12 protein-coding genes are annotated in these 12462 nt (G+C 37.4%); 4 read left to right on the forward strand and 8 right to left on the reverse strand.

Annotated elements, in window-relative coordinates; translation table 11 throughout:
- Position 1 precedes the first annotated feature (1 nt).
- The 4 genes from HMPREF2697_RS05130 to HMPREF2697_RS05145 all read left to right on the forward strand — a co-directional run bounded on the left by HMPREF2697_RS05130 (position 2) and on the right by HMPREF2697_RS05145 (position 2952).
- Complete coding sequence (locus tag HMPREF2697_RS05130) at positions 2–1114, forward strand: cysteine desulfurase family protein (protein WP_070849840.1); 1113 nt, start codon at positions 2–4, stop codon at positions 1112–1114.
- Between the two features lies 1 nt (position 1115).
- Entirely contained in the window at positions 1116–1463 is a 348-nt protein-coding gene (locus HMPREF2697_RS05135; protein ID WP_002884733.1) for a DUF1831 domain-containing protein, read from the forward strand.
- Between the two features lie 141 nt (positions 1464–1604).
- Positions 1605–2264 carry a redox-sensing transcriptional repressor Rex gene (locus tag HMPREF2697_RS05140; protein ID WP_045768511.1) on the forward strand — a complete coding sequence of 220 codons (660 nt, stop codon included), beginning with the start codon at positions 1605–1607 and terminating at the stop codon, positions 2262–2264.
- On the forward strand, positions 2257–2952 hold the full coding sequence (locus tag HMPREF2697_RS05145) for a gamma-glutamyl-gamma-aminobutyrate hydrolase family protein (RefSeq protein WP_070849842.1): 696 nt from the start codon (positions 2257–2259) through the stop codon (positions 2950–2952). Before HMPREF2697_RS05140 ends, HMPREF2697_RS05145 begins: the two co-directional genes overlap by 8 nt.
- A gap of 57 nt (positions 2953–3009) precedes the next feature.
- On the opposite strand, the gene radC is transcribed toward HMPREF2697_RS05145, so the two are convergent.
- From radC to HMPREF2697_RS05185, 8 genes are all read right to left on the reverse strand, one after another.
- Entirely contained in the window at positions 3010–3696 is a 687-nt protein-coding gene (radC, locus tag HMPREF2697_RS05150) for a RadC family protein (protein ID WP_045768510.1), read from the reverse strand.
- A gap of 45 nt (positions 3697–3741) precedes the next feature.
- Positions 3742–5385 (reverse strand): rhamnan synthesis F family protein, encoded by a 1644-nt coding sequence (locus tag HMPREF2697_RS05155; RefSeq protein ID WP_070849844.1) that lies wholly within the window; start codon positions 5383–5385, stop codon positions 3742–3744.
- Positions 5386–6588, reverse strand: a complete 1203-nt coding sequence (locus HMPREF2697_RS05160) for an ABC transporter ATP-binding protein (RefSeq protein ID WP_070849846.1) — start codon at positions 6586–6588, stop codon at positions 5386–5388. It abuts the gene before it with no gap.
- Positions 6588–7394, reverse strand: coding sequence for an ABC transporter permease (locus HMPREF2697_RS05165; RefSeq protein ID WP_002886828.1), 807 nt, complete (start codon positions 7392–7394; stop codon positions 6588–6590). Before HMPREF2697_RS05165 ends, HMPREF2697_RS05160 begins: the two co-directional genes overlap by 1 nt.
- On the reverse strand, positions 7395–8333 hold the full coding sequence (locus HMPREF2697_RS05170; protein WP_070849848.1) for a glycosyltransferase family 2 protein: 939 nt from the start codon (positions 8331–8333) through the stop codon (positions 7395–7397).
- Complete coding sequence (cps2T, locus tag HMPREF2697_RS05175; RefSeq protein ID WP_013990209.1) at positions 8330–9478, reverse strand: beta 1-4 rhamnosyltransferase Cps2T; 1149 nt, start codon at positions 9476–9478, stop codon at positions 8330–8332. The genes HMPREF2697_RS05170 and cps2T overlap by 4 nt, the downstream gene beginning before the upstream one ends.
- Before the next feature lie 199 nt (positions 9479–9677).
- Entirely contained in the window at positions 9678–11195 is a 1518-nt protein-coding gene (locus HMPREF2697_RS05180) for a glucosyltransferase domain-containing protein (protein ID WP_002886823.1), read from the reverse strand.
- 16 nt (positions 11196–11211) lie between these two features.
- Positions 11212–12459 (reverse strand): glycosyltransferase family 4 protein, encoded by a 1248-nt coding sequence (locus HMPREF2697_RS05185; protein ID WP_070849850.1) that lies wholly within the window; start codon positions 12457–12459, stop codon positions 11212–11214.
- Positions 12460–12462: the final 3 nt, after the last annotated feature.

Genomic DNA, 12462 nt, shown 5'->3' on the forward strand with positions numbered 1-12462 from the left:
TATGGTTTATTTGGACAATGCAGCAACAACTCCTTTAAATACTGCTGCTATTTCAGCTATGACACATGTCATGACTGAAACCTTTGGAAATCCATCCAGCCTCCATGCTTATGGTCGTCAAGCTTCCAAGGAACTTCGTGAAGCCCGTGAAGAAATGGCCAAACAATTTGAAGTCCCTGCTCGTAAGCTCATTTTCACTTCTGGGGGGACCGAAGGAAACAATACAGCTATCAAAGGTTACGCCCTAGCCAATCAAGCTAAAGGTAAGCACCTGATTACAACTGCTATTGAACACCACTCTGTCCTTCACACCATGGCCTACTTGGAAGAGCGTTTTGGTTTTGAAGTAACCTATATTCAACCAGAAAATCAAGTCATTACTGCCCAACAAATCGCTGAGGCCTTACGTGACGATACTATTCTAGTTTCTGTTATGTATGCCAATAACGAGACCGGCCAATTGCTTCCTATCAAAGAAATTGGTGACTTGCTTGCCAATCACCCAGCTGCCTTCCACGTCGATGCCGTTCAGGTAGCAGGAAAACTTCCTATTCATCCAGAGGAACTTGGAGCCGATTTTCTCTCTATTAGTGCCCATAAATTCCATGGACCTAAAGGTGTCGGCCTGCTCTATCATAACGATTTGCATTTTGACAACCTTCTCCATGGTGGTGAGCAAGAGGAAAAACGTCGTGCCAGCACTGAAAATCTGGTCGGCATTGCAGGTATGACCGCTGCTTACAAACATGCTAGCGACCACTACCAAGACAATTACCAACATGTTGAAAAGATACGTCAGGTCTTTCTAGACGCTCTTACCGTTCCTTATGAAATTAATGGTGGAGGATCTAGCCTACCCCACGTCATCAACATCAGTTTTCCTGGTAAGGAAAATGGCCCTCTCTTAACCTTGTTAGACCTAGCTGGCTTTGCTGTTTCAACGGGTTCTGCTTGTACCGCTGGAACTGTTGACCCTAGCCACGTCATCCAAGCCCTCTATGGCAAGGATTCTGACAAGTTAAAAACAGCTATCCGCATTAGTTTATCAGAGGAAAATACCGCTGAAGAACTCCAAGCCCTAGCAGAAAAACTTAATCAAATCATAGGAGACTAACATGGCATTTGAAAAAAGCATTCATTTGACTGACTGTAAATACCGTTACACCATCAGTCCTAATGTCAAAAAATTCACCCTACGTGATACGACTTTTGTGCAAAATAAAATTGGAAACTACGAGTTGCACCGCCTTCTCGAAAAAGTGCCTAACTCAGGCGAAGGTTTCCCACTTAAAATCACTATTAACAAAGACTTGACTGGTTTCAAATTGTCAATTACAGATAAATCTGGTCTTCGTAACGTTAATATCTTTAAAAATGAAGATCATCACATCTTGCAAGAGAAATTCTATTTCTTGATGCAGAGTTTGGTTGACCGTAACGTTTTCGAACAAGAAGAAGTCTAAATTTTTTCTTACTACATAGAAATAGCCTATCCTTGTGATAGGTTTTTTATATCGCCTCTTCTACACTATTTTGTTGCAATCTTCACAAACTTTTCTTAAAATATAAGAGAATCATACTAATTGAAGAAAGGAAAGCGATCAATGACATTTGAGAAAAACATCCCAAACGCCACTGCCAAACGTCTCTCTCTCTACTATCGTATTTTCAAGCGATTCCATCGTGAAAATATCGAGAAAGCAAGCTCTAAACAAATTGCTGAAGCGATTGGGATTGACCCTGCCACTGTTCGTCGAGACTTCTCCTACTTTGGTGAGCTAGGTCGTCGTGGCTTTGGTTATGACGTGAACAAACTAATGACATTTTTCGCTGAACTCCTTAATGACAATGCGACTACCAAGGTACTTCTCGTAGGTGTGGGGAATGTCGGACGTGCCCTTCTCCACTACCGTTTTCAAGAGCGTAACCGCATGCAGCTGGTCATGGCTTTTGATACAGACGATAACGAACTGGTTGGAACTCAAACTGAGGACAATATTCCTATCTATGGGATTTCCCAAATTAAGGACAAGATTGCTCAAGAAGATATCAAAACAGCCATCCTGACAGTGCCATCAGTTAAGGCTCAGGAGGTGGCTGATCTTTTGGTTGATGCTGGAATTAAAGGCATCCTCTGCTTCTCTCCAGTCAACCTCAATCTTCCACGCCACGTGGTGGTCCAATACGTAGACCTGACTAGCGAATTACAAACCCTACTCTATTTCATGAAAGAAGAAGAAAAATCAAGGAGGAACAATGACTAAACCAATTATCGGAATCACAGCCAATGTAAGGCCTAATCCAGCCCATGAAGACATCAACTGGTCCTATGCCCCATCTGGCTTTGTAGAAGGAGTTCAAAGAGCCGGTGGCCTAGCAATCCTACTACCCGTATCCGATCCATCGGAAGCCAAGACCTATATCTCCATGATTGACAAGCTCATCCTTATCGGTGGGCAAAACGTTGACCCTAAATTCTACAACGAAAAGAACCATGCCAGTGAAGATGACTTCTTCCTCGAACGTGATATCTTTGAAATGGCACTTATCGAAGAAGCCACTAAGCAAAAGAAACCCATTTTTTCAATCTGTCGTGGAACTCAACTCATGAACGTCGCACTAGGTGGTAGTCTCCACCAAGACATCGAGAATCACTGGCAGGACAAGCCTTCTGATTACCTCTACCATGAGATGATTGTTGAAGAGGACAGTAAGTTGGCAGAAATTTACGGACGTGAAACCTCTATCAACTCCTTCCACCATCAAAGTATTAAACACTTGGCCTCTGACCTCCGTGTCATTGCGCGTGATCCTGAGGACAACACTGTCGAAGCCGTTGAGTCAAATACACCAGACCTTCGCTTCCTTGGTGTACAGTGGCACCCAGAGCTTCTGCTAGATAAACGTGAAGAAGACCTCAAACTCTTTGAATACGTCGTTAACGAACTTTAAAAGCAACTGAGACTGCACTCAGTTGCTTTTCTCTTGTCTTTATCACATAAGCTCAATCTAAAGCTCAAAATCCTCCCTCTCCTCACGAAAAGAATAATAGGTCGATTTGCCAACAATCAGATGATCAAGCAGACAAATCCCTAAATCATCACAAGACCGCTTAATCTTTTGTGTAAAATCAATATCATTTCGACTCGGATAGGCCTCACCCGATGGATGATTGTGAACCACAATCAGGGACGTTGCCATCAGATGACAAGCATAATGCAAAATCTCACGTGGCTCAGCAATCGAACGACGAACACCACCAATAAAGACCGTCTTCTGCTGAATAACACGATTCTGCGTATCCAAGTAGATAGCCACCAGATGCTCCTGAGGCTTGTCCCCAATATCCAACATCATACGACGGGCTACTTGCTGACTGGACATAATCTGCTCGGAACGAGCCAACTCGGCCTTCTCAATCCGCTTAGCCAACTCCACCATAGCCTTCAGCTCAATAGACTTCACACGCCCAATACCAGGAATCTTCTGAAGCTCATTCAAAGACAAACGAGACAAATCCGCCAAACTCGTCATCCCTTTCAAAATACGATTAGCCATAGATAAGACCGACTCAGATTTGGTCCCTGTTCGTAGTACTATCGCCAACAACTCCTGATCCGATAAAACCTCTGCTCCCTTCTGTAAGAGTCGCTCACGAGGCAAAAGCCCCGCCTCCTCAGATACAATACTATACATAAGAAAAAACCTCCTACTTACCTATTCGTAAGTGGGAGGGGGAAGTTAAACAGCTGAAGATTTTTTTAATCCTAGTTTCTTTAACAAGGCTTTTCGATATGCTGAAAATTTACTCTTTAAGGTCAGTGGTTCTGCCACCTGTGACCTTTCAATAAAATGGACCTTATAACGTTCTGCAAAAGATATTTTTTCTGAAGCAATAATACGATAATCAATTCCTACATCCCAGGCTTTTCGATAGAAAAGATAAGGGAGAGTATTTTCGTCAAAGTCATAAAAAATATGCTCATCCTTTAGAATAATGTTTTCCAGAAAATCTTTTGACAACCACATAAAACCTTGAAAAACATGAAGCGAATGATTGATTACTTTTTGACATTCGTTAGTTAGTTTAACTGTCTGTTCTAGATTTAAGGCACCAATTGCATCGGTCCAATAAAGTTCTTTTGACAAATCAGCAAAAACAAGGCCAACCTCTGGAAAATGGTCAAAGATTGATACTACCTTCTCTTCATCTGATAGCATATCCACTAGAGCATGTCTTGTAGCTTCATCAACAAGTTTACCTTCATTTCCAAAGGCTTCTGTGTGAAAATGCCCAACAAAGTCATAGTCACTAAGCTTTGAAGCCAGAGAAACCAAGGCATGATAATGATTATCAAACCGTTGTGAGACTATCTGAAATCTATCTTTATCAAAACTATTTAATAAGGTATTCTCAACTTCAGTTTTATCTAAACGACTTGATAAAGTGAAATAATAGAAAGCAGATAACTTACTATCCAAAAATACTTTCAGTCTCTCAAGGTCGCTAATGTGCACATGGATAGCCATACGATACTTATGCTTGCTTAAGGTTTTAAAAGAAGGGCCAATAATTTTCTCATCTAAAATGACTAAACTGTCAGGGGAATGGTAACGATTTAGATGTGACTTAATTAGTGCTACTGGATATGTTGATAGGTTAGCAAGATAGTCTAAAAGTAATTTTCCCTTTTTTTCATTGTCGGTAAAAGCTTTTAGTTTAATGAACGGTACCTTATGCTCAAGGGTACTTATTGGTCTATAGTAAGAAAAGTCAGGGTGGATTAAATCTCCTGCCTCTGCTTCAATGGTATTAAAGACAGCATCATAACGATAACCTGCCTCAGTAAGAACACTGGTAACTCTAGTTTCGTAATTGTCAATAACATCTTGAACATCAGTAAAAGTCTTTATAGAAGTCCAAAATTTCTGAAAGACTTCTGAAGCGACAACATGATTTTTGAAAGATATAAAATAACTTTGCAAATGCTCTTCGAAATATTTGGTCTTTCTAAAGTTCGTCATCCCCCAAAAGTCAACACTCTGTCGTTGTTCAAAGTCTTCAACTAGGTCAGACATATCCCAAAGAGGACCAAAGCAAGTGTCATTCATGAGTGTAACCGAATCAAAATCTGCTAACCGTTCGAATCCAACATGAGCCATACCATCTCTCCAAGCTGCAAAATCAAAGCCTAGATTCTCTCTCTGAATAACTTCAGCTATGCCAAGCTCTTCGAGAGTTACTGTTGCAGACTTCGTTAGTTGACTATTTGAAATCACAATAAGTTTAGAAAAAAGTGGTCGAAGTTGCTCCAATTGGTAGAGCACATGACCACTTAATTCGTCGTACTTATTATAATGAACATACAATAAGAGACGTTTCATCTATTCTTGAATCTCCCATTTTCCATTTCTCTTAACCATACCAGTTGCAGAATCTTTAGCAGACTTATCATCATCTTCAATATCATTTCGATTCAAGAGAATAACTGGTGAGTTATCTGAATCAGCAAAAGCAATCATCTGATCCTCCTTATCTCGGACAGAAACCTGAAGCTTAAGCTTAATGTTATTAAGATGGGCAAGACTACATTTATATGTGAGTGTTTTTCTTCCAGAACCACTCGTTTTATTGTCCATGGAATTGTCATTATAAATCCAGATACCACGGTCAATATCTGTCAATGAAAAGGCGATATAGGTCTCAATATCCTCATTGACATCATATGAAATCTCAAATGAAATATCTTGGTCAGGACTGATAATATTGTCATTCAAGAGTTTCACTTGTAAATCAGTGATTTTTGGATTTTCAACAACAACGTCGTCATTTGAAACCTTTTGACCAGCAGCATTATCAAAACTATATTGGTTAGCAACTTCATCTGGATCACCAACCACTTTGACCAAACCATGTTCAATCAGAACTGCCTTATTACAGTACTTTTTAACCGCTGACATGTCATGGGTAACTAAGATGGTTGTCTTTCCAGATTGCTTACGTTCCATGAAATAATCATTACACTTACGTTGGAAGGCCTCGTCACCTACAGCTAAGACTTCATCCAGGATAAGGATATCTCCTTGAGCCTTGATAGCAACTGAGAAAGCCAGACGAACCTGCATACCACTTGAGTAGTTCTTCAACTTTTGATTCATGAAATCATGAAGTTCAGCAAAGTCTACAATGTCATCATACATGGCATCTACTTCTTCAGTTGAAAAACCAAGCATTGCACCATTCATATAGACATTCTCACGACCAGTTAGTTCTGGATTAAACCCAACCCCAAGCTCAATGAAAGATACCAACTTACCATCAATGGTGACCTTACCTTTTTCAGGAACATAAATCTCAGAAATAATTTTTAGAAGTGTTGATTTCCCAGAACCATTACGCCCAACAATTCCATAAAAATCACCTTTTTCAACTTCAAAAGAAATATCTTTCAAGACATGTTGTTCAGTATACCCTTTAATCCCTTTAAAGCGATTGACTAAAGTTGTTCTCAAACTCTGACTCGCCTCAGTTGGTAATTTAAAATACTTACTTACATGATCTACTTTTACAGCAATATTATTTGACATTATAGAATCTCCGCAAATCGTTTAGCATTTCGATTAAAGACAAGGAAACCAATGATAAAAATCACTACAGGAATCGCATAAGGAACAAAAGCAATCAGTTTATTATTAATAATATCCCAGCCTCTTGGGTTAACTGGATCAATAATAAAATGACGCATATCCTGTAAAATCTGAGCGATTGGATTCAACATCATAACCTTTGCAACAAACGTCTGGTTTCTTTGAAGAAGGTAAGTGATGGAATAGATAATTGGGCTAGCATACATACCAGCTTGAAGCACAACTTCCCAGATAGGACCAATATCACGGTATTTAACAAAGAGTGCTGATAGAATAAAAGCAACTCCCATTGCCATCAATAACACCTCAATAAAGAGAGGAATGATAACCAAAGTATTGAAACCAATTGGAACATGGTTAATTAAGGCAAATACGAAAACAACCACAAGGTTAATCAAGAAATTAATCGCAGCTCCTAGTACAGATGAGATTACGATTGTTTGCTTCGGAAAGTTTAGTTTACGTAAGAGATCCCCACGTGAAACAATGGAAAGCATCCCCATATTGGTAGCCTCCGTAAAGAAGCCCCAAAAAATCATGGCCAAAAGCAATCCTACTGCATAGTGTGGTGTCCCATCATCAAATCTCAAGAAACGAACAAAGACAAGGTACATAATTGTAAACATCATCAAAGGTTTCAAAATAGACCAAAGATAACCAATGAAAGAACCTTGATAACGCAATTTAAAATCCGTTTTAATCAGTTCCTTAAGTAAAATCCTATTTTTTTGACTAAAGAAATTCATCTAGTCCTCCTTATACATGAATTTTGTCAAAATCAAGCTCGTAAATACAAAGGTATGAAAAGCCCTGTTTTTACGATAGCCATATGTTTTCAAACGACGATAACGCTCTCTGAATCCTTGGTCCATAATGGTCACAAAGTTTTCAACCAACTCTCTATTTTCAGCATTCAATGGCAAAGAAAGAAGATTTTCCGCCTGATTCTGACTAGCCTTAATCAACTTCCAATATTTGTTGAACAAGGTCTGAGGGCGAATCCAATTCTGCATACGTTTCCGAAGCGTTCTAGCTCCCAAGACATTATCCGCATGCTGACGGTAAAGCTCTGTTGGCTGATCAATATAAACGAGATTGCCAAATGCTGACGCAAGCAAACCTAAATACCAGTCATGCATCAAAAGCTCGTTCGTTTCCTTACCAGTCCATAATCCAGCCAGAGCATGATTGATTAAAGACACACCACCTGTAACAGTGTTTTCTGTCATTTCTTGAACCAATTCCGTATTGGCATGATCAGACTGAGTACGAATCATACTCTCATGAAGTACCTCTAAATCTTGATTCACAACCTTTAAATCCGTATATACCAAAAGTGGTTTATCAGATGGGTAGTGACTTGCTTTCTCAAGTTGAAGAGATAGTTTCTCAGGTAACCAAGTATCATCCTGATCTGAGAAAAGGTAGTAGTCAGATTCTTGATACTTCAAAAGCGTAAAGAAACTCTTTATAACACCTAAATTTTCAGTTTGATCAGGATTGATGAAAACAATGCGATCATCTTCTGAAGCGAAACGTTTGATAAGGTCTCTCGTTTTATCTTTAGAACCATCATCACGAATTAACAAGGTCCAATCAGTATAAGTCTGTTGCTGAATACTCTCTATTTGCTCTGCTAAAAAGTTCTCGCCATTATAAGTAGACATGAGAATAGTTACTTTCATGATAAAAATAGCTCCTCGTATTCACCCACGATTTTTTCCCAGGTGTAATTTTCTTTCATATTTGCTTTAGCAGCATTTCCCAAGTCCTCGAATGACACTTTACCATCTACAGAATCGATAAGCTGAGACAAATTCCCATCCTCTTTAGTCCAATACAAGGCGGTGTCTTGAGCAACCTGATGATTAAAGTCTACATTATAGATAAGGTTGAGGTCTGTTTGAGCCAAGGCCTCTAATAAGCCTGGATTCGTTCCACCTACTTCATGTCCATGAATATAAGCAAAGGCTTGGTTACGGATATACTTAAGCAAGTCCTGATCATAGACAGTCCCCACAAACTTCACACGTTTATCTTTATCAAATCCTGTTATCTGTCGTAGTTCATCAAAGTAAGCATTTCCTTCATGATTACAGATGATAACAAGATCACGCTCTGTAGAGGACTTCATAAATTCACGAATTGCAGTTTCGTAGTTGTTTTCAGGAACAAATCGACCCAGTATCAAATAATAATCTTTTTCTTGAGTTTGCCATTTCTGATACCAATCTCGAACAGGGGTATCCTCAGCAGTCAAAGTCGTCTTAGATAAGTCAGTTCCATAAGCGATAAAAGTCGTTCTAGACCACGGATAGGTATTTTGAATATAGGTCTCAATACCTCGGTTATCAGAAATAATCAAGTTTGCATACTTTGTCATCTCTTTTTCAGAGTATTTGAGATAGCTTTGAACAGGCTTAGACCACTTAGCACGTTTCCATTCCAAACCGTCAGGATTGACTAACAAAATCCCACCAATGGACTGAATTTTCTTGGCAAAATGAACAATGAAAGCACCAATGGTATTTCCTAAAATATAGAAAATTGGGGCTTGAATTCCCTCTTTTTTAATAAGTTTCAAGCTATAATTAATAGCCATCATATCGTAAGCTATGACACGCGCAGGACCTAGCTTTGGTGGATTGACCGTAAAACAATCCGCACCTTTATAGTCAAAATGCTTGCCAGTACTTTCGTCAGATAAGCAAGCCACGTGATAACGTATAGTAGGCGATACCTTATGAGAAACCAACTTCTCAACAAATGTCTCAAAACCACCGTATTGAGCAGGCAAACCTCTGCTACCTATGATAAAAACATCCTTCAAAGTTTACCTCCATTCGTCACATCTCTCAAATACACAGAATTATACATAGTAGCTTTTATTATACCATTTTGGAAGGTATTTTGCATGATTGGACAGAAAGAGAAGAACAAAAAAGACAGCCAAAAAACTGTCTTTATACGGCTATCTTCAAAAATCAATTTTTGATAAAAATAGTTTGTTTTAAAATCAGGAAAAGTCCTTATAAGTTAGGAGTAACTTTAACAATTATCATATTATCTATAACCTCTATACCAAAATCAGTATTTTTATGCTCCAAAGTTGTCCTATTTTTCCAATAATTCATATACTCTTCATATGTTGGTGATTGGTATGACATCCCCATGTTTTCCATTATTGAAACAACGTTAGTAGAAATTGCATACGTTCCTCCAAACTCAAACATAGAAACTCCTACCAAATCTCCAAAATTACCAAATCTTTGTTTATTCTTAGCTGGTGAGGAACCAATAATCATTAACTTATAGTCACTTTTATTTTCAAGCTGTAAATTTTCAACTGCCTGATAAATTAGTTGAATTTTTTGTTGATCTTCTCTGAAAATTGCATCTTCAGCAACCACTAAATTACTCGACATTTTTACCTGAGTAAACGTTAATAAGAGCACTATACCAAGAATAACATTAGTTATCAATTTATCATTATCTACAAGTATACTCAAATAAAATACAATAAATGCGATTAAAAAAGGGTATTGGGGCACCATACTTCTCGGAGTAGGTAGAGTACCTGAAGCTATAACAATTCCTAGACCAGCAAGGAATAATAAGAAGAGTAACAAAGAGCAAATCTTAACATCATATCTTTTATAGAAATAAATTATTAGGATAAGAAAAGCAAATAAAATTGCTACTATAAAACTAAAACCATAAATATTCGGTGTCTCACCTAAAGTGGGGAACATAGAAGTAAATGCCACTCTCAAACTTGATAAACCATCTACAAATGACTTATCAAACCACGTTATCATTCCTAAGGAGTGATTAGCATGTGTTGTTTTCAGAGCAAAGACAATAAGTTTATCTAGTAACCAATAACAAGCTATGCCTAATAGTAAAACTAGTACACTAGGAAAAGCTTTTACTATTAATTCAGAAAAAGAGAATTTTGATTTCTTATATTCCAACAAAAGCATCGCAACAATTATCTGTATGAAGAATAAAATAAATGTTTGATAGACACCTATAACTAAGGTCATTAAGCTAATTAGGATAATATAAATGATTATTTTTTTTAATCCAGAAAAAGTTCTCACTTTTAAGCAATAACTAGCCACTATAACAGTCAGTAACATTGCCAGCGAAAACTCAAAATTCTGAAGAACAAAATAATATTGAAAAACAAATAACTGGCTTGTAATAAATAGACTAGGAACTATAAAAAGTTTCTTATTTTCTCTAATTTCTATATAATCACTAAAAAGGTAAGTTATATATAATGAAGTTATTCCTAAAAGTATACAAGTTAAGGTGTTTATCATATATATATTGGTGAACTCTTTCAAAAAGATTTTTTTTAGAATCACCTCTCCAAAACGTCCAATACTTATCCAATAATTCATATAACCTGATGGATTTTGAATAAACCAATTGGTATCCATTCCATAAGATGTATTTGCAATTTTTAATCCATAAATCAATACTATTAAAAACATAGTATAAATGACTAAAGATTTTTTCTTAGACATAAATTCAATCATTGAAACATGCGAACCTCTAATTCATTTTTTTAAGCTGAAACAATTTTTTCACAGCAGATTTTATACTCTTGGTTAGAGCTTTTCGGCTGTTTAAAAAATCGATATCTTTCTGAGTTACTTTTTTATGACGCAATTCATCGCCCTCAATCTTTTCAGTAATATTAGCATAAACACTCTCAAGAGAATATCTCTCTTTTAAACTTGGAACAGCTTGCACTGCTTCAAGTTTCTCTTGGTCAAATCCATCAAGGACCCCTGAAATCATTCTAGTCAAGGCATCCAAATCACCCAGAGGGTAGATATAACCTTGCTCGTTCATATATTCAAAGGCAGATTTATGTCCCGCATTATCTGATAAAATCGTTGGAATACCATTCAAAACAGATTCAACATAAACGAGACCAAACGTTTCCATACTAGATGGGAAAACAGCTAAATCCTTATCAGTAATCTCTGACCAAGGATCATCTAAATACCCCAAAAATGAAATATTCTTCAAATCGTGTTCTGCAATATAATCATCACAAAGTTGTTTGTAATCCTCATCCCATGCACCTAAAAATACAAGTTCAGTTCCTGCTAAATCAAGCATCTGAAAAGCTTTTATTAACTCAAGCTGATTCTTTCTCTGAGTCAAGCGTCCAACTGAAACGATACGATGTTGGTCGTTAGATTCAGTTTTTACTCCTTCTTTAGGTTCAATTTGAGTATAAGGAGCAAAGGAATAAATCTTCCTATTTGGAAAATACTTTTCTAAATCCTCGGCCAAAGCTCCTGTTACAGCAAAGATTTCATCAGAAAACTTATCTATAAAGTCTAGTTTTTCTTTGTAATAACCGAACTCTCCCTCAGGAAATTCATGAATCAACCAAAAATGTTTGATATTCTCATAAGCGGCAGCCAATGCACCTTGAAAAACATTTACTGTATTGCTGATAACAAGCTCCACCTTATTATCTACAATAATATTTCGAATGTCTTTGACATTCTTATTATAAAAATTTACTCGCAAAAAATGATTGCCTGGTGAACCACCCGGTGCTTCTTCCCACCACCATTTGACAGCTGAAAGACCATAGGTTTCAATCCCTGCTTTCTGAAGTTCTGCTTGATACTCCTCTTGGGATGGAACCTTATAATCAGGAAAAACGTTTAATACACGATAACCTTTTTTTACAAGAAATTTCATAAGATTGACTATCGAGATTTCAGCACCATTATCTAGAGTTCCTGTCGGAGAAATAAATAAAATTGTTTTAGTCATAAA

Source organism: Streptococcus sp. HMSC064D12, from assembly GCF_001837205.1.
Taxonomy (GTDB): Bacteria; Bacillota; Bacilli; order Lactobacillales; family Streptococcaceae; genus Streptococcus; species Streptococcus salivarius_D.